This is a genomic window from Martelella sp. K41-7 (genome assembly GCF_055808365.1).
The window spans coordinates 2,716,581-2,738,498 of the sequence record NZ_CM147867.1 but is presented as its reverse complement, the minus strand read 5'-3'; the positions used below and the strand labels follow the sequence as shown (position 1 = coordinate 2,738,498).

28 protein-coding genes and 1 pseudogene are annotated in these 21,918 nt (G+C 59.7%); 5 read left to right on the top strand and 24 right to left on the bottom strand.

The genetic code is table 11. The features are described 5' to 3' along the window. Positions 1-183: 183 nt before the first annotated feature. From AC0L7L_RS13020 to AC0L7L_RS12950, 15 genes are all read right to left on the bottom strand, one after another. Positions 184-687: a phage virion morphogenesis protein gene (locus AC0L7L_RS13020; protein WP_272212392.1), complete on the bottom strand. Its 504-nt coding sequence runs from the start codon at positions 685-687 to the stop codon at positions 184-186. A 103-nt stretch (positions 688-790) separates the two neighbouring features. Continuing rightward, on the bottom strand, positions 791-2,029 hold the full coding sequence (locus tag AC0L7L_RS13015) for a PBECR2 nuclease fold domain-containing protein (RefSeq protein ID WP_473509434.1): 1,239 nt from the start codon (positions 2,027-2,029) through the stop codon (positions 791-793). Continuing rightward, on the bottom strand, positions 2,022-3,500 hold the full coding sequence (locus AC0L7L_RS13010; protein ID WP_272212390.1) for a DUF935 domain-containing protein: 1,479 nt from the start codon (positions 3,498-3,500) through the stop codon (positions 2,022-2,024). The genes AC0L7L_RS13015 and AC0L7L_RS13010 overlap by 8 nt, the downstream gene beginning before the upstream one ends. A gap of 1 nt (position 3,501) precedes the next feature. After that, the gene (locus AC0L7L_RS13005; RefSeq protein WP_473509432.1) at positions 3,502-5,121 is read right to left on the bottom strand and encodes a hypothetical protein; all 1,620 of its coding nucleotides are present in this window, start codon (positions 5,119-5,121) and stop codon (positions 3,502-3,504) included. After that, on the bottom strand, positions 5,118-5,702 hold the full coding sequence (locus tag AC0L7L_RS13000; protein WP_272212387.1) for a DUF3486 family protein: 585 nt from the start codon (positions 5,700-5,702) through the stop codon (positions 5,118-5,120). Before AC0L7L_RS13000 ends, AC0L7L_RS13005 begins: the two co-directional genes overlap by 4 nt. A gap of 3 nt (positions 5,703-5,705) precedes the next feature. After that, positions 5,706-6,005 carry a VpaChn25_0724 family phage protein gene (locus AC0L7L_RS12995; protein ID WP_272212386.1) on the bottom strand — a complete coding sequence of 100 codons (300 nt, stop codon included), beginning with the start codon at positions 6,003-6,005 and terminating at the stop codon, positions 5,706-5,708. A 1-nt stretch (position 6,006) separates the two neighbouring features. Beyond that, positions 6,007-6,336 carry a DUF2730 family protein gene (locus AC0L7L_RS12990; protein WP_473509429.1) on the bottom strand — a complete coding sequence of 110 codons (330 nt, stop codon included), beginning with the start codon at positions 6,334-6,336 and terminating at the stop codon, positions 6,007-6,009. Next, positions 6,333-6,551: a TraR/DksA C4-type zinc finger protein gene (locus tag AC0L7L_RS12985; protein ID WP_272212383.1), complete on the bottom strand. Its 219-nt coding sequence runs from the start codon at positions 6,549-6,551 to the stop codon at positions 6,333-6,335. The genes AC0L7L_RS12990 and AC0L7L_RS12985 overlap by 4 nt, the downstream gene beginning before the upstream one ends. After that, positions 6,541-6,717 carry a hypothetical protein gene (locus AC0L7L_RS12980; protein ID WP_272212382.1) on the bottom strand — a complete coding sequence of 59 codons (177 nt, stop codon included), beginning with the start codon at positions 6,715-6,717 and terminating at the stop codon, positions 6,541-6,543. The genes AC0L7L_RS12985 and AC0L7L_RS12980 overlap by 11 nt, the downstream gene beginning before the upstream one ends. A gap of 73 nt (positions 6,718-6,790) precedes the next feature. After that, the gene (locus tag AC0L7L_RS12975; protein ID WP_473509426.1) at positions 6,791-7,120 is read right to left on the bottom strand and encodes a hypothetical protein; all 330 of its coding nucleotides are present in this window, start codon (positions 7,118-7,120) and stop codon (positions 6,791-6,793) included. After that, a complete protein-coding gene (locus AC0L7L_RS12970) occupies positions 7,117-7,416 on the bottom strand; it encodes an NAD(P)+ transhydrogenase beta chain (RefSeq protein ID WP_473509424.1) in 300 nt (99 codons plus the stop codon). Before AC0L7L_RS12970 ends, AC0L7L_RS12975 begins: the two co-directional genes overlap by 4 nt. 5 nt (positions 7,417-7,421) lie before the next feature. Then, positions 7,422-8,123 (bottom strand): peptidoglycan recognition protein family protein, encoded by a 702-nt coding sequence (locus tag AC0L7L_RS12965; RefSeq protein WP_473509422.1) that lies wholly within the window; start codon positions 8,121-8,123, stop codon positions 7,422-7,424. Positions 8,124-8,215: 92 nt separating this feature from the next. Continuing rightward, complete coding sequence (locus tag AC0L7L_RS12960) at positions 8,216-8,575, bottom strand: hypothetical protein (RefSeq protein ID WP_272212379.1); 360 nt, start codon at positions 8,573-8,575, stop codon at positions 8,216-8,218. Beyond that, positions 8,568-8,840 carry a hypothetical protein gene (locus AC0L7L_RS12955; RefSeq protein ID WP_272212378.1) on the bottom strand — a complete coding sequence of 91 codons (273 nt, stop codon included), beginning with the start codon at positions 8,838-8,840 and terminating at the stop codon, positions 8,568-8,570. The genes AC0L7L_RS12960 and AC0L7L_RS12955 overlap by 8 nt, the downstream gene beginning before the upstream one ends. Then, positions 8,837-9,460, bottom strand: a complete 624-nt coding sequence (locus AC0L7L_RS12950; RefSeq protein ID WP_473509419.1) for a regulatory protein GemA — start codon at positions 9,458-9,460, stop codon at positions 8,837-8,839. The genes AC0L7L_RS12955 and AC0L7L_RS12950 overlap by 4 nt, the downstream gene beginning before the upstream one ends. A 62-nt stretch (positions 9,461-9,522) precedes the next feature. Here AC0L7L_RS12950 and AC0L7L_RS12945 point away from each other — a divergent pair, with 62 nt between their 5' ends. After that, positions 9,523-10,254 carry a hypothetical protein gene (locus AC0L7L_RS12945; protein WP_473509417.1) on the top strand — a complete coding sequence of 244 codons (732 nt, stop codon included), beginning with the start codon at positions 9,523-9,525 and terminating at the stop codon, positions 10,252-10,254. Between the two features lie 50 nt (positions 10,255-10,304). Here AC0L7L_RS12945 and AC0L7L_RS12940 read toward each other — a convergent pair whose 3' ends face one another. From AC0L7L_RS12940 to AC0L7L_RS12905, 8 genes are all read right to left on the bottom strand, one after another. Beyond that, a complete protein-coding gene (locus AC0L7L_RS12940) occupies positions 10,305-10,898 on the bottom strand; it encodes a DUF3164 family protein (protein ID WP_473513921.1) in 594 nt (197 codons plus the stop codon). Positions 10,899-11,071: 173 nt separating this feature from the next. Next, on the bottom strand, positions 11,072-11,311 hold the full coding sequence (locus AC0L7L_RS12935; protein WP_473509415.1) for a hypothetical protein: 240 nt from the start codon (positions 11,309-11,311) through the stop codon (positions 11,072-11,074). Positions 11,312-11,608: 297 nt separating this feature from the next. Then, positions 11,609-12,637 (bottom strand): AAA family ATPase, encoded by a 1,029-nt coding sequence (locus AC0L7L_RS12930; protein WP_272212372.1) that lies wholly within the window; start codon positions 12,635-12,637, stop codon positions 11,609-11,611. A gap of 93 nt (positions 12,638-12,730) precedes the next feature. Then, positions 12,731-14,689, bottom strand: coding sequence for a transposase domain-containing protein (locus AC0L7L_RS12925; RefSeq protein WP_473509413.1), 1,959 nt, complete (start codon positions 14,687-14,689; stop codon positions 12,731-12,733). Beyond that, a complete protein-coding gene (locus AC0L7L_RS12920; RefSeq protein WP_272212369.1) occupies positions 14,686-15,144 on the bottom strand; it encodes a hypothetical protein in 459 nt (152 codons plus the stop codon). Before AC0L7L_RS12920 ends, AC0L7L_RS12925 begins: the two co-directional genes overlap by 4 nt. Further along, positions 15,141-15,950 carry a ParB N-terminal domain-containing protein gene (locus tag AC0L7L_RS12915; protein WP_272212368.1) on the bottom strand — a complete coding sequence of 270 codons (810 nt, stop codon included), beginning with the start codon at positions 15,948-15,950 and terminating at the stop codon, positions 15,141-15,143. Before AC0L7L_RS12915 ends, AC0L7L_RS12920 begins: the two co-directional genes overlap by 4 nt. Beyond that, complete coding sequence (locus AC0L7L_RS12910; RefSeq protein ID WP_272212367.1) at positions 15,950-16,303, bottom strand: hypothetical protein; 354 nt, start codon at positions 16,301-16,303, stop codon at positions 15,950-15,952. The genes AC0L7L_RS12915 and AC0L7L_RS12910 overlap by 1 nt, the downstream gene beginning before the upstream one ends. A 211-nt stretch (positions 16,304-16,514) precedes the next feature. Next, positions 16,515-16,802 carry a helix-turn-helix domain-containing protein gene (locus tag AC0L7L_RS12905; RefSeq protein WP_018066439.1) on the bottom strand — a complete coding sequence of 96 codons (288 nt, stop codon included), beginning with the start codon at positions 16,800-16,802 and terminating at the stop codon, positions 16,515-16,517. A gap of 147 nt (positions 16,803-16,949) precedes the next feature. On the opposite strand from AC0L7L_RS12905, the gene AC0L7L_RS12900 reads away from it, so the two are divergent. Beyond that, positions 16,950-17,657 carry an XRE family transcriptional regulator gene (locus tag AC0L7L_RS12900; RefSeq protein ID WP_473509410.1) on the top strand — a complete coding sequence of 236 codons (708 nt, stop codon included), beginning with the start codon at positions 16,950-16,952 and terminating at the stop codon, positions 17,655-17,657. A 271-nt stretch (positions 17,658-17,928) separates the two neighbouring features. Here AC0L7L_RS12900 and AC0L7L_RS12895 read toward each other — a convergent pair. Beyond that, positions 17,929-18,169, bottom strand: a pseudogene (locus AC0L7L_RS12895) (ATP-binding protein); the annotation flags it as partial. 167 nt (positions 18,170-18,336) lie between these two features. On the opposite strand from AC0L7L_RS12895, the gene AC0L7L_RS12890 reads away from it, so the two are divergent. Genes AC0L7L_RS12890 through AC0L7L_RS12880 form a run of 3 tightly spaced genes read left to right on the top strand, consistent with a single transcriptional unit; the run spans position 18,337 to position 21,766 of the window. Continuing rightward, a complete protein-coding gene (locus tag AC0L7L_RS12890; RefSeq protein WP_473509408.1) occupies positions 18,337-19,260 on the top strand; it encodes a DNA-methyltransferase in 924 nt (307 codons plus the stop codon). A 26-nt stretch (positions 19,261-19,286) separates the two neighbouring features. After that, positions 19,287-21,158: an AAA family ATPase gene (locus tag AC0L7L_RS12885; RefSeq protein ID WP_272212362.1), complete on the top strand. Its 1,872-nt coding sequence runs from the start codon at positions 19,287-19,289 to the stop codon at positions 21,156-21,158. Continuing rightward, positions 21,110-21,766, top strand: a complete 657-nt coding sequence (locus AC0L7L_RS12880; RefSeq protein WP_473509405.1) for an HNH endonuclease family protein — start codon at positions 21,110-21,112, stop codon at positions 21,764-21,766. Before AC0L7L_RS12885 ends, AC0L7L_RS12880 begins: the two co-directional genes overlap by 49 nt. The last annotated feature ends 152 nt before the right edge of the window (positions 21,767-21,918 follow it).

The following is a 21,918-nucleotide window of genomic DNA, read 5'->3' as shown; positions in this document are numbered from 1 at the left end:
AGAGAGCCCGTATTTGGGCTCACGGGCCGTTTCCAGTCTTAAACCGGCAAACCGCCCCTGACAATCATCTGCCGGATCAAATTCGAAGCCCTTTCAAAGCCGCTGGGCGCGCGCGGCCAAAATTTACGGATGACGAAGCGGGCAGGGGATGCCTCGCGCGTCCTGAGGCAAATATGAGGGTTTTTATTCGACGCTTGCAAACGGCTCGAAATGGTCCTGGATGATATCGAGAATATCGGCGCGGTCCTTTTCGGAGAGACCGAGAAACTGACGCTTGGGGATCGTGACGGATTTCACCTTGATGGTCTTGCCGCCCATCGAGAACACCAGCGCTGGCGCGTCCTTGGCCTTGATCACGCCGCCCTCATTGTGGATGCGGGCATAGATCTGGTTCGATCCGACCTCGACCGAGGCGTCATCGACCAGTTGCCAAATGATCCTGGCAAGGTCGCCGCTCTCGCCTTTGAGGATGCCCGAACCCTTCTTGGTCTTTTGGTAGAGCGGATTGAGCGGCTTCCAGGCTTTGCCCTCCGGGTCTTTCTCGTCAACGAACCGGCCGCGCGTGACCCGCGCCTCGTGTTCGCCGATATTCTTCAACGCCGGGGTGATCGTGGCTGCGGCCTGGTAAAGGCGCGTCAGCCCGGTATCGATACTCTCATCGCGGATCGTCAGTGTCGCTGCGGCCATTTGCGAACCAAGGCCTCCTGCCTTATATTGTGGGTGTCTGGTCGAGGCTTTCGGGAGCCCTCCGTAGACCGGATACCGAACGCGCCGCCCGAAACGGCGCGTTTTATTTGCGCCTGTAGAGCAGCGCGCCCTTCCTGAATTGCGAGAGATAGGCGTCGGCCGTGTCGAACCCGGTCACGGCCGTCCAGCCTTTCGATGTCCACTCGAAGCGCGCCAGAAGAGACCGGCCGTCCGGCAGGATGACCCGCTTCAGATAGGCCCGGCGCAGCACGATACCGCTTTTGACTGCCGCCCAATCCACCCAGATTTCGTCCGGTTCCTTGATGGCGTCGGCAAGAAGCAGCGTGTAGGCGCCCCGGCCGCGCTTGTCGGCCTTCAGGCCGAGCACTTCGCCATCAGCATTGCGTTGTTCGAACATCCTTCGGCCGATCGTGATGATGCCGCCGCTTTTGTCGCGGAAGTAGCCGCCGTCACCCTCGAATTGAAAGGCCTTCAAAAAGGCCTCGACATAGGTTTCAGGCGCAAGCCCGGTCGCCATCAGATCGGCGGCGCGCGCCTTGACAGGCTCAGGCAGGGCAGGAAGGTCAGCCGTAGACTTGATCTCCGTGCCGTAGGGTTTGAGCGGCCTATGCAGCTCCGGCGGGACCAAGCCGTTCAGCCATTCCTCGCCGGCATTATAGGCCCAGCCGCGATCGATCCCCGGATAACGGGTTTCCGGTTCGCCGGTGCGGCGGTCGGTATCCTCATAGGGCTTCAGGTCCGGCGCCTGGTCGGGACCATCCTTGCCGAGCGCCTTCAACTGCCGTTTCGACAGCGCCTCGATGTCGCAACCGCAGCCCCAGCCATTCGGCGGAAACATGATCCGCCAGGCCGGATCGGTTGCCGCAAGCACAAGCCCGTTCCAGGAGAGATGGAGCTTCCTCGGATGGAGCGCGCCCGAATGAACGTATTTCCAGTAAGGCCGGTATTTCAGCACATCCGGATCGGTGAGCTGCTTGTAGCGCCCGGCCATATAAGAGGTGCGCATGTTCGTCGTGTAGATGATCCGGGCGCGCCAGGCGCGCCGTTCCTCCTCGGTCTTGCCGTGCGAATTATAGCGCCAGCCCGTCCGGTCGACGATCGCGTCAAAATCCCTACGGAACTCCTTGAGCCCAGTGCCTGCTGCCCTTGCCTTCGCGATCGCTGCGCGGAAATCAGCAAGCATGTCGTCGCGGGTCACGCCGGCGACGGAAAAGGCCCGCACATGAGCGGCATGCCTCAGGTCATCATGACGGCGTGTCGGCAGATTGACCTTGCCGGAAAGGAAATTGATCGCTTCGTTGAACGGGATTTGGTCAGCCATTGGAGCTCACGCTACCGTGACCCTCAAGGCGGGCCAGTGTCATGCCTTGTTCCATCAGCTCCGCAAACCCGTCGGCGTCCATCTCGGCCGAAAGCCGCGCGAGTCTGAGCGACAGATCGTCGAAGTCGGTGGCCGCGTTTACCTGGTTACGGATTTCTTCGATCATCGCCGCGATGACCGGATCGCTAAGTTCTTCCATCTGACCGGCGATCTCCGAAGCGGTATCTGGCGGATGCGTATGCTCGGCGAAGTCGGTCTCGTCATCGGCCGCTGGCGACTGTTTGCCTTCGGGATCAGTAACTGGTTCCGGCGCTTTTCGCTTCACCCACGCGCCGCCATAGGTCTCGTTGAAATAGTCCTCATCCTTGGGCTCATAGCCCATCTCGTAGATCGTTTTGTCACGCGCGACCTTGTCGTTGAGGTCTTCGGCCTCCGAGAAATCGCGCCAAACCTCTGGGATTGCAGCCCCCGGCCAGTTGGCCTCGACGAACCATCGCACCAGCGTATCGCGCACGGTTTCGCAGACGAGATCGGCGGCGGCCTTGGCAATCGCGATGCGGACCTCGTTGTGGATCTCGCCAAGCGACCGTGCGCCACGTTCGCCGGAATTGGTCGACAGCGTCTCGCCGAGCACGGCCTCGCTCATCAGTTCGTCGAGGTAACGCGACAAGGCCTCATAGACATCGCCACCGCCAGCGCTCTTTGCTTCGAGCAGACTGACATTCACCGTGTCGGGAACGGCAAGCCCCGTGTCGCCTGCCATCCGGCGCAGCGCATCGAGCAGTTGATCCTGTTTGGCCTGGTCGAAGCCGCCGCTATATTGCGCAAGTGTCGTCGGCGTGGCGTGCTTCTCCGTGCCGCGCAGCCAATGGGCCAGCACCTGCCGTTTGAACCAGGCCGGCCAGAACAGAACCGAGCCGATCCCGACGCCATAAGGATCATCGTCGTCATCATCGATCGAATGGCGGTGGACAATGAACTTGCGATCAGGAACCGCCTCGCCATCCATCGTGCTGGCGCGGGTCAGCATGCGCAGCTCGCCGTCAACGGTGAAGCGGAAGCGCCGCTGTTTCTTGACCTTGACGGCGCCGGCCTTCCAGACGCCGTCGTCGTTGATCCAGATGATTTCGGCGACAGAAAAGCCCTTCAGGATCGCACCGAGCAGTCCGCGTGTCAGCCGGTCAAAGTTGACTGCCTTGAGCTGTTGTTCGACCGCCTCGGCGACCTTCTTGTCCGGGCGTTTCTCAGACGCTGGAAACACCGCCCATTCGCGCGAGACGACCTCAAGCTTCAGCTTGGAAAGCACCGCATGGGCATGCGGATCGCGCCTGATCTCGTCATAGAGTTTCAGCGCACTTGCGCCGCCGCGCGCGGCAAGTACCTCGTCCATTGGCTGCAGCACACCCTGGAACGACGGGATAAACGGATCGCTTGCGGCGGTGGCGATTTCGGCGCGTTCGAGTTTTGCCATGTCAGAACCTCATGAAACTGAAGAGATCGTTGAGCCGGTTGCCAAGGTTGAAGCCCTTGCCGAAGTCGTCAATGACAGGTGCGCTCGCCCGCGACCCCGTGGTGCCCGCGCCGATCTCGCCGCTATCCTGCTCGCTGGCGAACACCGCGAGCGGGCCCGCCGGAGCCGCATCGCCATGCCGCTCGAAACCGTCGGCGCCCATATTGTGAAAATCGACCGGTACCTTGGCGATGCCGCGCTGCATCTTCAGCGCCCGGTAGTCATTGAGGATGTCGTCATCCCTCGGAAGCTCGATCAGCCCGTCGTCGAAGGCGGCCTTCAGCTTCGGCATGTTGACCATGTACCAGACCTCCGAAAGCTTGATCTCCGAGACATAGACCGCGCCGAACTCCTGCCGCGCCAGCTCGGCAAGCGCAGCACCATTGCCGGTCGCATCAAACGCCGCATGAAAGAAGCGTGGCAGATGCGCCTTGATGAAGCAGACGATCTGGAACTGCGACGTGTAAGGCACGTCCCGAAGCTCGAGGATGAACGGGGTTGCCAGCGTCAGGTCCGGCCTTACCTGCAGCGGGTGGATAACGGAAAGGTCCGCCGTGCGCCCGAAGTCCTGGCCGAGGCAGGAGCGGTAATGCCGGTCGAGCTTTGCAAGATGCGGCAGGAGCTGCTCTTTGCAAAAGGCCTCGACCTCCGCCTCGCGCAAATCCTTCGGCCAGTCGACAAAGCCTGCCGGCGGATGCCAGCGAATAACCGGAATCTCGTCCTTCATCCGCGAGACGATCAGCGCCCGCGACAGATAGGCTCCCGATGACAGCGAGGGAATGCAAAACAGCTCCTCGTCCGCGCCGCTGCCATAGAACTTGATGATCGAGGCGCGCCAGGCGGCCTCGGCCTCCGGCGACCATTCTTTGCCGGTGACGAGACAAATGCGCTCGTAAAGCCCGTCGCGCAGCGCATCGTCGAAATCGATCCGAAGATGGGCATAGCTGGACTTGCCGGCGAGGATATCCTGTACCTGCTCGTTGAAATGGTTCTCGAAGCCGTCATGGGTCGAGCAGACGATCACCTGTCCGCCCCACATCAGGAAGGCGAGAGCCGCCTTGAGGAGTTGCTCCAGGCTGTCGACGAAGGCCGCCTCGTCGATCATCACCACACCCTGCTTGCCGCGAAGCGTGCGCGGCGCGGATGATAGCCCGACGATCTCAAAGCCAGAGGCGAACTGGATGCGGAACGCCTGGATCGCGCGCTCGCCATCCTTGTCGCTGTCGTCGAAGAGGAATTCCTCCATCTCCATCGCAGCCGAGGAGAACGATCGCGCCCACATGGCGGCTGCGTCGATGAATTCCCGCGTCATCTCCTGGCTATAGGAGATGTACATGAAATCCATGCCGCCGGCCTCGCGAGACCGCGCCGCGCGCAGAACGGCATAGGCAGCGCAAGCCCAGGTGAGCCCGATGCGCCGGGACTTCTCGACGAACAGCACCGGGCACGCGCCTTCGAGCAGCGATACCGTTCTTGCCTGATAGGGCAACAAAGCCTTGCGGCGCTCGATCCTCTCAAGCACCGCATCCGTCGACTGCCGCCGGGCGAGCGCCCAGTCCTGTTCGGAGATCGGGCCGCTCATTTATTGACGCCCAACAGCTTGTCGAGGATTTCGACGGCAGCTTCATCGGAAAGGCCGCGCGCCTTCGCCACCGTCTGGACCGCCTTCTTGGCCTTGTCCGCGAAATCCGCCTCGACCTTCTGCCGGCGCGACGAGGAAACGCTTTGCGCCTGAACCGCCGAGCGCAGGGCATTGGCAAGCTGCATCGCGCCCTTCGGATCAAGACCGCCATCCTCTGTGGCCTGCAGAAGTTCGAAGATCAGCGTCTTGATTGCCTCGGCCGCGATCAGCGTCAGTTCGTCCGAGCCTTCGGCGTCGATGCGCTCCGAGATCGTCGCGGCGATCTCGCGGGTCTCCTCGATCCGGCGGGTCATCCGCGCAAGATTGACCGAATAGCGATTGAACGCGGTGAACGAGGGAATGTCGAAGCTGACGCCGAACTCGCCTTGGATCGCGAGGAGCCTGTCACGAAACTCTGGATAGATTTCGGTCTGGGTCCGCTTCCGTTTCGCAAGCTCCTGCGCCGCCCAGGCAACGGCGTCGTCGCACTCGGCTGGCAAAAGATCGATATTGGAAAGCCTTCCACGTCCTCGCTTCGCCATGGCTCACACCTCCGGCGACGGGCGGGCAATGCCCTCGATGATCGAGCGGCGCTCCACATGATCGAGGCCGGCTCTGGTGATCGATGGGATCAGCACGCTGCCCGCCTCCGTCACCGTGACCGCGCCCAGCTCCTCCATCTTGCGGATCTGGGTGCGCACATAGTCGCGGCTGCGGTTATGGCCGAAGGTGCGCAAAAGCATGGTCAGCAGCGTCTCGTTGAGCGTCCCGTCGGTCTCGGTCGCGAGACCCCGCAGGATGATCAGGCGCGCGTCGCGGGCGGAATATTCCTCAAACGAAACCATGTCAGTCGTCACCCTTGGTTCTCAGATAATCGTCAATGCGGGTTACGGTGGCGCCCATGCCGGCAAGCCGTTCGGTCAATGCCGACATCGCCCCTTCGACCTTCGCCATCGCGATCTTCAGGTCGACCACGCTGTCCTTATCGGGCAGATGTCGCAGCTCCCCCTCGATCTCCTGAATGCGCCGCTCATGTTCGATCACGATCTTCTCGATGGCCGTGAGCTTCTCGCTGTTGCCCTTCGCCCGCGCCGTCAGCCAGGCATAGATGAACGAGCCGAGCGCGATCAGGCTGTTGACGGCCGTGAGCCAGGGCAGAAGCGGATCAATCGTCATCGGCAATAAAACTCCCGCTCGCGCTCCGCCTGGCAGGCCGCGCAACGCCTGGCGAAGGGCGCTGCCTTGCGACGCGCCTGCGGGATAAGCTCGCCGCAATCGGCGCACTGTTTCGCGCCTGGCGCAGCGAGTGCCCGGCGCGCGCTTTCAATCCTGCGCTGGCGGGCGGCGTCATGGCTTTCGGTGGCCGCCTCCAGCCTTTCCTCACGGTTCATGCTGTCTCTCACTCGCGTGTTCCAGGGCGGCATTCGCCGCGTCGATCGCCGCGACCGCGCCGGCCCGGCGCTGATCGCAGACCTTCACCGCCATGCGGTCGTTTCCCCATTTGTCGACGACCTCGCGTTCCGACAGGTCGCCTTCCTCCGGCAGTTCGGAAAGCATCGGCGCGCACGACCGACGCGCGCTTTCCGGCGCTTCGACAGGCGTTTGAACCAGCTTGATCGCGGGGGCAGGATCATCTGGGGAGGAGCTGCAGGCGGCGAGCGCTAACCCCGCAACCATCGCCATCAGGCAATGCCGCATTGTCATCCTCCATCTGTTTGAGCTGATCGTGCGCCGCCGCCTCGGCGGCCCGGATTTCGCCATCGGCGCGCATCGCCTGACGGGCGAGTTCCGCGATCGCGCCGGAAAGCGCGGCATTGGCTTCCGCAACCTCGGCGCGCCAATAGGCATCGCGTTCGGCCTTCGCAGCGGCGACCCGATCGTCGACTATGTCGGAAACCTTGCCGACGGCCGTGCGTGCCGTGATCCCGGCAACGGCCAGAAGCGCTGCGACCAGGATCACGGACATCGTCTGTTTAGAGAGAAGTGCGGAGAGCCAGTGCCAAAGCTATTCGCCCCCCGGTCATGCCTTTGGCGCGCAAGCGTCTGCATGTCCTTCGAGCCCGTGACCCGGTGAATGCCGAGCATTGCGGCAACCAGCCCGGCCATGATCGGAATGACGGTCGGCGCAAGCGACAGTGCGCCGGAGGAGTCCAGGCAGGCGGCGATCACGACCGTGAAGATCACGATCCAGGCGGCGATCTGGGAGATCAGCATGTAGCGCTTGGAGGACCGGTAATGCGGTTTCTGCATTGTCATGCGCCTCATGCCGCAAGCGCCATGAAGGGGGCTTTGCCGGCAAGTGCGCGCTCCATCTCGTCGCGCGTCTGCGGACCGACAATGCCATCGGCGAGGATGCCTCGGTTTTTCTGGAACCAGATCGTGACCATCTCGATCGTGTGGTCGAAAGCGTCAGTGGGCTGGACCGGCCATTCATGCCCGATCAGTTCACGGTAACGCGCAAGGTCATCGACCCAAGCGGCGACGGCCGGGCCGCGATCGCCACGGCGGAGTATTTCGTCCTTGTACGGGATGACGTCGGCCATGCCGCTGAACAGATGACCATACTCGGCGCGCGCATCGAAGCACGGGCAGGCCTTGCCCTTGTCGTAGTCGCGATGGCCGCTGATCCGAGTGATCCCGAAACGGTCGCGCAGGTCGATGATCTCGGCGGTGAGCGCCTTTTCCTGCTCAAGCGTGCGCGTGTCGGTCGTGCGTTTCATATCGGCGGACCTGCCGCCCACATAGACGACGCCGACCGTGCCGGTGTTGTGGCCGGCGACATGCGCGCCGATCCGCTCGATCGGCCGTCCGGCCTCCCGACGGCCGTCGAGATGGACGACGCGGTGATAGCCGATGCCGGACCAGCCGCGCTCAAGATGCCATTGGTTGATCTCGGTGACGCTGACAGGCCGACCAGCCGGCGTGTCGGTGCAATGGATGATGATTTCGTTGATAGGGCGCATCATATTTCTCCGGCCGAGTGAACTCACAAGCGCTTGAGAAATATGATTGAAGACGGTGGGGAATTATTCTCACAAGATGTTTGTGAGAGAGCTCAATCCTGATCGAAAAAGGAGAGCTGACGTTTGTCTTCGTCCTTGAGATAGGACCGCACGGTAACGTCGGAAACGTGCAGCGCGCGGGCGATTGCCAGAACGGAATATCCCTTGGCTTTCATGGCCCGCGCGAGCCAGCGCCGGTTGATCGGCACGCGATATAGATGACCCACGCCGAGCGTTTCGGCAAGAGCCTTTACCTTGTCCTGACCGATCACCTGCGACAGGTCCGAGCCTGCCTGAGGACGCACCGAGAGATAAACCGGCGCGCCGCCAAAGCTCAGGAAGAAGTCGATGGCCAAGTCTTGTCCGAGCACCTCGACATAGGGCTCCAGATTAGCCGGGATCGGATCAGCCATCCGCTCCTCCCTCGCGATAGTCGCGCGAAGGCCAGTGCTTCGGGTAGCAGGAGACGACTGTGTCGCCGCGCAGGATGAACTTCGCGCCATCGGAAATGACGGCGGATGCGCCAAACCTGACGCCGTCTACGCACCGGCTCTGGATCATCAACCGCATGGTCTCGACATCGATGCCGTGAAAGCGTTCGACAAAGCGCAGCACCGCGCGGTCGGTGACGATCGGTACGATGAAGCCGGTTTCCGGCATGTGACGCCGGCCGCTCATCGTACTTCTGCCTTCATTGCCCGGACCCGTTGGCCGAGCGTGTTCATGACCTTGATCCATTCCGCGCGCGTTAGATCCAGATCGCCCGACTGCCCATCGCATAGCAACGGCGCGACGGTCGCAAAATCCTTGGGGTCCTGTTGTAGCAATACCCACTGCGCGACGGCGATCTTGTAACCTTCGGCCTGACGCCAGAGCGGCATGGCGCGATGGACGCGCCAATCGACGCCCGCCTCCCGCGCCATCCACGCCTTCAGAGCCTCAATCGCCTTGGCCGCGTCATCCGCGTAATAGAGAAACCGCGTGTGATCGATCCCTGTCTGGCGCTTGACGAAGGCGAGTAATGCCTTGTCATCACGGTTTTCGACAATCCCGAGATTCCAAGCGGCGATCCAGAGGGCTTGGAGTTTTGGGGCGAAGGGACCGGTGAGCTTCTTGCGGCCATCCGGGCGACGGTTGCCGCCAAGCCGGCGAAACTCGGCGGCAACGGCGTCCTTCTCCGGCCCGCTCATCAAAGTGAGTTTCGGCTTGCCGGTGACGCGTTCGTAAACACGGCGACGGGTCACCTCGTCCAGACCAATCTCTTTTGAAATAGCGTGGATCATTCGATGGAGCGTCATTGTACCGTCCTCACCGTTACGACAGAATAGACCGAGGAGTTGTGAACGGAGAGGTAAGCCAAGTGCGAGACAAATTGATCAGACCCTTCTTGGCCGTCGGCGGCATTTGTTTTGTCGCAGGTTCTGGCTTCCATGCGCTTTTCAGCCGGGAGATTGGCGGACTTAACCGTTTCGTTTTTGACTACCAAACCCTTGTTTCCGGTACGCTGGCCATTTTTGCGGCCGTGTTGACGGTCAATCAAATGCGGATGAGCGATAGACAGGCAAAAGAAAGGCACAGAGAGTTGGCCGACCTTCAAATACGTCCCTATCGCCTGAAAGTTGAAAGACTTTGTCAGCCCGCTCTTCAAGATCTTCTTATTCTCTGCGGAGACATTGACGAGATGGGTGCTCTTCAAGTTCCCGAAGCTGGCGATGAACCTTCGGTAAAAAGTAATTATCGAGAATGGCTGCAGACCGCGGTCTGGATCACCGAAAGGTTTGATAAGTTGCTTGATCGATCTACCTGGAGAGAAGATAGCGACGTCATGATCGGTTGGACCAAATACCTGTTTAGAGAAATGAAGAATACAAATCGCGTTGTTTCCGCTGCCGCGAAAGCGCAACTCAAAAATGCCGATAAATCCCTCGTTTATGATGCCACGGTCGTGGGAGATGCAGAGGCCGAGGAATTCCAAGCAGACGAAGTGAGTCTCCATGAGATTTTTGAGTTGAAATACTTCGCGCTTGAGATGATTAGTGACCTTCGGAATTTGGCCGAACAATACAAGATTGACACCTCGGAGATGGATTGAAGCAAGTCTAAAACCTTCAAGATCGTCTTGCTTAAATACGCGAATTTTCATCACGCGCCCGCCCTCGCCAGATCGATCGTGATCGCCTGCCACCGGTCCTCGACCGTGCACCGGTGATAGAACCGCACATACTGCTTCGACCCCGTCACCCGCATTGCGTCGCGGATCGCGCCCATGGCGCGCTGCCACCGCGCGTCCTCGATGTTGTGGCGGAGCAGGCCGAAGATTTCGGCGCGGTTGATCTGGCCTTCCTTGTCGGTGTTGAAGGCGCGGGTGACGATCGCCTGGATTTCCGGACGGCTTTCCGCCGACCATTCGTTCAGGCATTCGTCGATCAGCCCCTTGGCGATCTGCAGCTCCGGGCCGAAGTCGATCCGCTCGGCGACCTGAACCTGAACCTTTAGGAGCCCGTCATAGGACTGATAGGTCCGGTTGCCCTTCTTGCCGCCCTTGGTGACCTCGTATTCTTGTGCCAACAGCGCGTCGAAGCCATCGAGGTCGATCATCGTGTGTTCGAGGAAACGGCCAATCTGGGCGGAAAGGTCGAAGGCAAAGGCGATGACCTTGCGCACCACCTCGTCCTCAAGCTTGTGCTGCGGCTTGACCATATCGAGCGGCACCAGCCGGGCGCTGGCATCGGTCATGAAATCCCGCCCGTTCACCAGCGTTACGCCGGTGCCGATCTCGCGGACTTGCGCCTGGTAAAGCGCCTCTGGCACAAACCGGCCGCGTACGTCCTCGACATACCGCGCCCCGCCGATTTCGGCGACGCGGACCTGTCGCTCTTCGTTCTCAAGAATGCATGCTTCCATCGCGTTCATGCTGCATCGCCTCCATTGGTGTCTTCAGTCAGTGTCAGTTTCAGCGGCGGCAGGGGGCGCCGCATTTCGGCGAGGAGGCGGTGTTCCGCCTCCAGCTCCTCGGTGAGCGCGATGCCGGTGTTGAGCCGCGTGAGGATGCCTTCGAGCTCGTTCACCGTCGGGCGCTTCTGGGCGCGGATGAACAGTCGCATTTCGTCGCGCACGCCGCCGAGATAGTCGGATGCCTGCAGGTTCATCGCCTTCCCCCGTGAAATCAGGCCTGACGATCTTGCCTTCCGGGTCGGCGACGAGTTGCCCGAGCTTGAGGCCGGCCTCGCGGTCGAGAATGCTTCTCTGCGCGTTGCGTTGCTCCGCCATCCGGTGGATCGCGACTTCCTCCTCCAGTGTCCGGGCAAGCCTGCGCATGCCCTTGAGTTGCTTGACGAAGCGGAAGGTCTCCTCGGCCGAAAGCGAGCAGCCGGTATGGGAGCAATCCTCGAATTGAATGGCGTAATGCGACAGCGTGTCGCTGAGCGTCGTGTCGAGGTGGCTCATCAGGCGATGTCCTCCACGTCGCGGTTCTTCCAGGCGGTTTCGACATGGCGGGCATTGATCGGCTCGTCGTTGGCCATCGCCAGCATCGCCGCAAGCTTCAGCGTCTTGTCGATCTGGCCGAGCGCGCCGCCTTTCAGCCCCATGCCGATCAGCGTCTTGACCGCGACCGGATCGGTCACGCCCCACGCATCGATAAAGGCCTCCAGATCCTGCCGGAGCGGCTGGCGGCGATTGAGCCGCTTGCCGATGCGCCGGCGAAGCTGGGCGTATGACCGGCCCTCGCTCTTGCTGGCAAAGCGCCCATAGACCTCGTCATTGCCGACAAGTGCCACGCCGCAGCCATAGATATCGACGAAGTGCCGGAGCTGGTTGATTGCGTCATCGACAAGGTTCTGCGCCTCGTCGATGATCAGCAGCGTGCCGCCGCCAATCCGCTCCAGCTTCTTGCCGATCGCCCGCGTCAGCTTGGCTGGATTGTGCTCCTGCACATTCAGCTCGGCCGCAAGCTCGATCAGCATCGCATGCACATTCTTGGTGTGTGGGCTGACGGTTGCGAGATAGGCATGCGGGCGCGTGGCGCAGTAATGCCTGCAGGCCATGGTCTTGCCCATGCCGGCGGCCAGCGTGATGATCACGAAATCGGAGGTAACCTGCGCCCAGTTGAGCGTTTCCAGCACCTCATGCGCCGTGCGGGTTTTGAGGAATGTCGGGGATTGCGGGACTTTCGCCGCGAACGCCGCCTGGTCCTCGACGTCATCGAGCCATTGGCGCACCGTCTGGTTCTGCTTGTCCAGGCGGCCGTTATATTTGCCAGAGACCCATTGTGAGAATGTGCCGTCGGCCATGCCGCAGCGGCGCGCCACCTCGGCCTTGGTCCAGCCATTGGCGTTCGCCACCTCGATCGTGCGATCGATCAGCGACCACCACTGGTCGATATCGTCCTGGCTGCGGTTTGCGGTAAGCTCCGGTCCCGCGACGGGGCGTTCCCAGATTGATTTGGTTTGGCTTGTGCCAGCATAGATGTTCATTTATGGTTCCTTTGCTTAACTGTTGGGCGGGGGTGACCCCGCCCTCTTTTTTGGAACCGTACGCACTACATTTCGGTTGTCCGCCGGACATGACTAGGCGTCCGACGCCTTCCCTTTCGGGAACTTGATCACCCCGCCATCGCCCCGGATCATGGACATGGCGCGGGAGAAACTCTCTTCGAAATCGATCTCGTCTTCCTGCTGTCGCGGCTTCATCTGCGGCACGGTGGCAATGCGCGTGACGACCGGGCGCTGAGGTTCGACGGGCGAGGGGGCTTCCGGCTTTTCGCCGCGATAGATGATCTCGCCGAGTTCACGCGCCGTGAGCTTCTGTTTGGCTGCGAGCTCCGCCTTCTGAGCGCGCGCATATTCGCGACGGGTTTTGTTGTGCTCCCTGGCTTCGCCAAGGTTGAGGAAACCTGCATCGTCAATGCAGTTTGCATCGCAGATCAGCCGGTCTTGCAGATCGTAGATTCTCACGGGCTGGTGCAGATTGTCCGGATCGAACCGGATCGTGACCTTCTTGCCAGCATGTTGGGTGAGTTCGGGCGACCAGTAGCGGTTCCTCTGGAAGTGGATCATGCCATTGCCCTTGGAAGCCTTTATGCCTTCGGAGGCGAGCAGCCAAAGCGAGCGTTGCGCCGCCGATGGCCAGCGAACGATGCTGGTCGGTTTGGCAAGGCTTTCCTCGAATGTTTCGTCGAAGCTGCGGCCCTTGCAGGTCTCGGCCCGGCGTCCCGTCTGTGCATTGTGCTCGGCGATCTGTGCGGCTACATGCGCCCGGAACTCATCGAGCGGAATTGCCCGCTCGCGATAGTTTTCGGGCTTGGCGTCGGGCTTGTTGCCGGTATAGGCGCCCGAGCAGAAAGGATGCTTGCCGATGAGTTCGGCGAGATCCCGCCAGGCGCGCTCGATCGGCTTCGATTGGCCGGAATAGGGCAGGGACCAGTGCAGATTAATCCCGAGCGTCGTCACAAGCCCGCGCGGGTCTTCTTCGCGAACCTTGTTGCGGAACCGCGTCGGCGTCTGGCCGGAAATCCACTTGCTGGCAAAGGCCCGGCCATTATCAAGCACCATGTCGTCGGGAATGCCGAATGCCTCGACCATGTCGCCGATGACCAGGCGGACCGCCGTCCAGGTCTCGGCCTCTGAAAGCCGCCATGCGATGATCTTGCCGGAGTAGACGTCTTGAATGGCAATCAGATACATGCGGGTCGGGTCTTTCGCCCAGGGTACGGACACGAAGACATCAACCTTATGGCCGTCCATATTCACGACCTGCATCGCGTGGAGACCGGCCCGGCTGCGCCGTTGCGCCGGATAAAGCGCCTTCGCCTTTTCCTTGCCGTCGCGTGCGATGACCTGCTCGGCGCGCGGCACTTCCGCCTCCAGCCGGCGGCGCAGCGAACGCTCACCTGGCACCGGCGTCCATCCCTCGCGTTTGGCAACCTTGGCCATTCGGCGGTAGCAGGCAGAAAAGGCCGGGCGCTCCGGGCGCAGATAGTCGGAAACAAGGAACTGCCATGCATCTTCGTTGCATTCAGCCGCCCGTGTCGCGGACGAAAACGTTGGCGCGAGCGCGGCCAGCCAATCGGCGCGCGGTGCTTTTTCGGCAAGCGACTGCCAGTAATAGAGAACCCGCTGGCTGACGCCTTCCATCTTCGAGACCACCTCGAAGGCAGTCCGCGCGGTCACGCCCGCGTCGATCATTTCACGGACCTTCAAAAGCGCCTTCAAACGTCTTTCACAGGCCTCTTTATGGGGCTTTGAAAGGGCTTCATATTTCGCCCAGAGCAGCTTGCGAGCGACAGCGGTTTCCCGGGCCTGCTTATTTTCGGCCTCGAAATGTCCGACTTTCAGGCGCGCCTGGGCGGCGTTCGGCAGAAGCGAGATATGATATTCAAACCCGCCGCCGCGACCTGTACGCTTGCGAACATGGGTGCTGGCACGCCAGCCCTGGCGTTCGCCGAATTGCTCGACGCCCCTCCGCGTGCCCGGCATGTCCGGAAGCTTTGCCGCTGCAAGTTCGGTAGAGGTAAACCACTCCTTCATGACCGCCCCCGCCGAATGTTCACCGGCCGCGCCGTCAGCGTCTTCAGCTCGGCGGTCAGCTTGCGCCGCTCCTGCTCCAGCCGGGCGATCTCGGCAAGCCGCGCCTCGTCGCCTTCAAGCAGTAACAGCCCGTCGTCGGAAACGATCTCGTCCCAAAGCCACACCGCGCCTGTTGCCCGCACAAACGCCTTGAACCGCGCCAGGCTGATATCGTGGCCGTTCTTGCTTTCCGCCGTATAGGCATCGAGCGTCGCCTTGGAGATATTGGCGAGGCCCAGATATTGGGCCATCCGCGCGGCAATCGTCGGTCTGTCGTACGGGCATTCGCGGATGGCCCGCGCCATAGCCCGCTTCACTCGTGCGCGAAAACGTTCAAGGTCGATGGATTGTGCCGCCTGGCGCACCGGAAATAGCGGCGCGGCAAAGAAATCGAGCTGATCGGGATCGGGCTTCATGCCGCATCCTCCCGGCCGATTTCCGCCAGAAATGCCTTGCGCGTCGCCTCGTCGGCCTGGCCCCATATATCCAGCAGCGCCTTCAGCATGGCGTCGCGCTTTACCTCGGGCTTTTCCGAGGGGCGGACGGCTTTGACATGGCCGAGCGCCTTCTTCAGGTCACCGCCCTCGGCGCGCAGCGCAATTGCCGCGCGCCGCTGCTCCTGCGGCTCCATCTTGGCAAGCTTCAGAAGCGCTGCCTGGTTATCGGCCACCGGCGTGCCGCGCACGGCGGAGCGGAGGTCGGAATGGAGGCGCTGGGAAATGCGCGTAAGCAGCTTCACCGTCTCAGGCGATACGCCCATCCGACGAGCGACATGTTTACTAAATCCGCCTCTCGCCTCGTCTTCCATTAATTGGGTAATGTTTACCCTATTTTCCGGGCGACCCGGTTCAACCTTACCGTATTTGCTTTCCCAAACATCGCGATATGTCTGCACGAAAACGGCGCGGTCGATCACCGAAAGCTCATTGCGAAACAGGTTTTCGGTGATCTCCAGAAGCACCGCCTCCTGCTGGTCGGCATCGACGACAACCGTGTCGACCTCCGTCTCGTCCAGCAGCTCCATGGCGCGCAGCCGGTGCGCGCCTGCCACCAGCGTATAAGCACCACCCTTGGCGGCGGGCGTGGCGCGCACCGTCACCGGGTTCAAAAGCCCGTGCTCGACGATGGAGGCGGAGATCGCCAGCGCATGATCTTCCTCAACCGCACGAAGTCGCTCCGGCACATGAATTTTAGCAATGGCAATGGTCTTGGTAACAGCCATCACGCAGCCTCCTCAACCATTGAAAGCAGCACCGCCCCGGCGCGCCCGGCCATAAAGGCGTAATGCGCCAGAAACACCGGCCGCTCGCAGCGATCGTCGATGATGCGTAAAGCGCGGTTCACCGCCTCGCGGGAGCGGCCCTGCATTTCCACCACTCGCCGCTTGGGCACATTGAACCGGCGGATCATGATGTGCAGCGCGATCTGCCGCGCCAGCGCCGCGTCGAACATCTCGTGCGGCGGATCGATGATCTCCCCGATCGTCAGATGGGGAAATCCCTCATGCACCGCCATCACGCAGGCGTGATAGAGCGCACTTTCGCGGTCCTGGGCGCTGTGGAGATTGAAGGTCATGCGTCTCTCCGGCATGTCGAAGCCGCAAACCCCATGTCTAATTCGCCGTGACGATTAGACTTGTGGTTGCAGCAAAAAACGGAAAAAATGCGAGTCGTGGAACGGAAGGAAAGCCCGCGTCGGCCAGGGGCTCGAGGTCTCGATAGAGATGGGCCTCTCCGAAAAACCGGAGAACTGGCCAGAACCGGCTGATCCTTCCGCTCCACATCCATCAGGCGGCGTCCTTCGTGGTCTTCTCGCCTGTGGACTCTGCCGCGTATTCGCGCGACAGAATGGTGTTCGACCGTTTGGGATAGCGGCCGGGGAAAAGCAGTTCGACGGGAACCTTGAGAAAGCGGGCGATAGCGCGCTCCACTTTCTGATTTGGCCGCTTCCATACGGCACGGAAGGTTCCGGGGTTGAGTTTGTTGATCTCAGCAAGCTTCGTCAGCGTCATTCCGCGACGATGAAGCTCCGCCTTGATCGCGAACTGATCCCACGTTCTGGGCTTATCCGGCATCTGTCTCTCCGGTCTAGGGCTGTTGGCGCAGCCCTTATTTTTGGTCAAACAACGCGCATTTGCCGTCAGCGAGTGCGCTACAGATGAAGGATTAAACCAGAAGTCTGTTTTTGTAAAACGGAAAAATGGTTTTATAGGTGATTTTGATTGGCTAGGCCGGAAGTAGAACCCAAAACGCCTTTGGCGCAGCGTCTTCGCGACCTTCGAAAAGCTATCGGCGATCCGGAACGGGAAGTGCTCGCCCGCTCGATCGGAGTGAGCAAGAACACTCTGGCTTCATACGAACGCGGGGAGTCGGAGCCGACGGCGACCGCGATCAATGCATATCGCTCTCACTGCAAGGTCAACGTTGGATGGTTGGTCGCCGGCGAAGGGGAGATGTTCGCGTCAAACGGGGAGGGCGCGCTGGCCGCTGGCAAGAGCGCAGCGGGCACAACTGACTGGCTGCCCCTGCCGTTCTTCGAAGCAGAGGCCGCCGCCGGCTACGGACGCATCGCCCTGGAAGAGCTCTCGACCGGCTCCGTAGCCTTCGAACGCGCCTTCCTGCGAGACCTGGGCGCATCGCCAGACAACTGCTTCATCATGAAGTCCCACGGCGACAGCATGCAGCCCACAATCCCGGACAACTCCCTCCTGATCGTAGACCAAAGCCAAACCGAAAAAATCGAACACGGCTGCATTTACGTCTTCAGGGTAGGGGAGGTGCTCCTGGTAAAACGAGCAAGGTGGCACATGGACGGCAAACTAGAGCTGAGCTCGGACAACACGACCTATCAGCCGGAGTTCCTAGACCAGACGCACGCGGACACGCTGAGCGTGCTGGGGAGAGTGGTGTATTTCTGCAGAGTTCCTTGAGCGGGGCCCTTTTGAAAAAAGGAGCCGATTCTTGAACGGGGTCTTAATTAAGATCTAAATTGGCGGTTGCTCGAAAACGACTGCAAAGGGGCCGACTGCTGACTGGCAGGATCGGTCTCACCAATTAGCGAAGCGGACGTTCGGGCTTGAGAGGAGCGTAGTCGCTTTCGGCCCGAAGCAGCGATTTAAGCATTGTTCTTACTGCGCGGCGACGTTGCTCGAAGTGGACATCGACGCTTCGCGTCGACGGGCTATGACCTGGACTGGTGCCACGCCGCTCATCACGGGCCTCCATCATCTCGCTGACCATGGCGGCGGCTGTGGTGAAGCCGACGGACAGGCCCTTATGGCAGGCGGCCAGTGCCAAGGGCGAGCGCTATGTGCGACCCGCCGGCTCCGCTGGGGCCGAGAGCGATGACGTTCTCGCGACGATCGATCGATTCGCAGCGGGCCAGTTCCAAGACCTGCATCCTGTTCAGCTTGGGTATGGCGGTGTGGTCGAAGCTGTCGAGGCCGAAACGGTTTTCGGTTCAAGCCCTTACAAGGCCATTGCCAATGCGGTCAGCTGGAAGATACTGATGGGCATTGAGTTTGCGATGGAATTTTGATGACCACTCGACCGAAGAAGACAAAGCCAATCAAGTCTAATAGCCGCCCCGCTACGCGAGCAAATGAGGCAATGCAGCCGCAGGTAATGAGTACTGAGGCGTTCGCATCTCAGAAGCTGCGCGACGTGGCATTCTATGCCGACGATAACTCGCTGGTCCTGAATATGGATGTCCGGGATGGGCTTGCACTGCTGGCAAAGGAAGGTGTCAAGGTAAACTGCATCGTTACCTCACCGCCGTTCTATGGCCAGAGAGATTACGAGGTCGACAGGCAGATCGGACTTGAAGAACATCCATCAGAATTCATCCAAGCACTGGCGGATGTGTTTGATGCCTCTGGCAAGGTGCTCGCAGAAAATGGAAGCTTGTGGGTAAACATTGGGGACACCTATTGGAGCGGTAAGGGTGCGCATAAGAGCAGCGAGTCGAAGCAGAGTGCGCGCCGATTTGGCATCCGTCCCCAGGACAAGAAGGGCGATGGGAAATGGTGCGTACCTAAGCAGTTGCTGTTGGTTCCCCATCGCTTTGCAATTGAGATGCAAGATCGCGGCTGGATCGTCAGAAACGACAATGTATGGGTGAAGCCCAATCCTATCCCCGATCAGGTCCGCGACCGTTGTTCGATGTCGCATGAATATATCTTTCATTTCGTGAAAGAACGCTGGTATTACTTTGACAAGAATTCTGTCGGCCGCACTACCGATAGCGGATCGGTTCTTCCACCTCTCGATACGTGGTCTATTTCGGCAGCGAAGGGCATACCTAGTCGTCACCGGGCACGGTTCTCTGAAGAATTGGTTCGTGTTCCTATTTTGACGACCACCCCGCTTGGGGGGGTCGTATTGGACCCGTTTGGTGGGAGCGGAACCTCTCTCATATTCGCTCGCAAGCATGGGTTTAGGTGTATTGGCATCGAAGCCAAGAAAGAGTATTGCGAAGAAATGGCTGAAGAACTACGCCGTCTGGCTGAATATGAGGCAAATGATGATGTTTAACTTCGTCTGACTGGAAGCGTGCCGCAATGTATCTATCATCCAAGTCGGTCGTACAAGCGATCAAGCACCTCAAGAAAACGGTGCATCCGTTCATCGGGATTACCTTCATCGCTTGCAAGCGCTATGGTTTGACCATAGGTGCTGCCGAAGAGCTGAGCATGGATGCTCTCACGCGGTCGCACCTACAAGAACATCATGTGATCGATCGAGGAAGCGCCCACTTCTTCCAACCTTTCAAGGGTCAAAGCGCGAAATGGTGGGTCGAACAAAAGTATCCATCTGCCGGTCTACAGACAGTTAATACACAGACTTTTCAGTCAGTCTTTTTGCACGAGCCGCGAAGTAAAGAATGGGGCTTCGCGAAGGATTACCTGCAGCACATAGTGGAGGGGTTGACGCGCACGAGAAGCCCGGTTTCTGCGCCAGCAGATGCTTTAGCCATTTGGTTGTTTAAGGGTGAAAATCTTGGCTCCGTCTCAGACCTTGATGCGCTGATCGATCTGTTCTTCAATACCTACCAAATTACCCCAGTTGAGCAGCACATTCTGTTCGGAGAACGTGCCTTTAGCCCAACATCCTCCAGAGACGATTTCGTTTCTGAACCTCTCTCGATGACAGACGTGGCGCGAGCATTTCCGCTGCCACCTGATGCGGAGGCCGAAGGTGGTCGCACGATTGCGTCGCTCAGATTGAACAATGCTGGCCCTAGCGCAGAGATGCAGTTGGATTTCGGCGAGCGACTTTCTCTAATCACTGGCGATAACGGTCTTGGTAAGTCCTTTCTGCTGGACTTCGCTTGGTGGGCCGCTACGGGAGAATGGGCCGAGCGAGAGGCTGTTCCGCCGCTGCACGCCGACGCTGGACAAGCCTCCGTTGAATATGCGCTACGGGGGCAGTCCGGCTCGTTGCTGACATCTACCGCGACGTTTAATCGCAAGCTATTTGCTTGGTCACGCCCCTCAACGGCGAAGACTGTGGAAGCGCTGGCGGTATTTTCTCGGGCTGATGGTTCATTTGCGATCGCAGACCCTCTTCGCAAATTCATTAGCAAAGGGAGCACTTTTACAAACAGCCTTAGTGCCTACGAGGTATGGAACGGTCGTCCAGGAGTGATAGAAGGACTAATACGCGATTGGCCGAAGTGGCAAGCCGCTTCTGATAAGCGAACTTTTGATAGGTTCAGCGCGGTCCTAAAGCGTTTGTCTCCAGAAGATTTAGGTGTGCTTCGGCCCGGTGCTCCCATCCGACTTCCTGGCGATCCTCGCGACATTCCCACAATTCAGCATAATTACGGGACTGTCCCCGTTACGCACGCCTCATCGGGCGTCCAGCGGGTGCTGTTGCTCGCCTACTTAATTATCTTGACGTGGCAAGAACATGAAGTCGCGGCTGAGCAAATAGATAGCCCGGTTCTTCGACGTATGTTGGTCATTGTTGATGAGCTAGAGGCCCATCTGCACCCAAAATGGCAGCGTATAGTGCTTCCCGCATTGATGTCGGTTGGCGATCTGCTCAGCAGCGAGTTGGCTATCCAGATGGTCGCTGTAACACATTCCCCAATGATTTTGGCATCGATGGAAACAGTATTTGATGCCGACACAGACGTTCTTTATCACCTGTACGGGGACGGGCCGAAGGTGCAGTTAGAAGAGACACCGTTTGTGAAATATGGTGATGCGTCGGGCTGGCTCACATCGCCGTTGTTCGGCCTTCGACACGCTCGATCGCGTGAGGCAGAGCTAGCGATAGAAGATGCAAAATCACTGCAACTCCGAGAGGAGGTAACTCAGGCCGAGGTTGCCCAGGTTTCCGATCGATTGAAGAGATACCTCTCAGGTGACGACAAGTTTTGGCCGCGGTGGCTTTATTTTGCAGAGCAGAATGGGGTGATAATTTGATCCGAGTTACAGCGCGGCCAGAGTACCCGAGTTTTGATGCCGATGTGAGACAGCCAGGGGCAGCCTTTCTCGCTCAATGTCCGGCTCCCAGCTCAAAGGAGTTCCGAAAAAAGAACTTTTGGTCGAAGGCGGCGAAGGAGCTTCATGCCGCTTATGGCGGCATTTGTGCCTACACAGCAATGTATCTGACTGAACAGGGGTCAGTAGATCACTTCCACCCCAAGAACGTGCGGCCCGATCTGGCCTACGAATGGTCGAACTATCGTCTTGCAAGCGGGCGAGTGAATACCGCCAAAGGCAGTCAAACCGACATTCTCGACCCGTTCACGTTGGATGATGAATGGTTTTACCTTGACCTTCCGTCTTGTATGCTCAAGCCCAATCCCGAGCTGGAGAAATCCTTACGGTCTCGCGTAAATGGCACGATCAACGGTCTGAAGCTCAATCACGATGACTACTATGCGCAGGAACGGTGCAATATCTTGATCGAGTATGCGAATGGGGATATCAGCCTGAACTTCCTTGAACGCCGCTATCCGTTTCTAGCCAAGGAATTAGCACGGCAGGACCTTGATCAGGCTGCTCTACGCATCCTTTTTAGGGTCTGATCTTGCCGTGTGAGCCATCATCTAAGTCCGCTTCAGCGGCGCTGCTGTAGGGCAGCTTTCCACCCTTCACATAGATCTCAACGGTCCGGCAGGCTGAACCAAGCTGAATGTCCACTTGCGTTCTGAGGCAAGGGCACCCTTGCAAGCGCAGT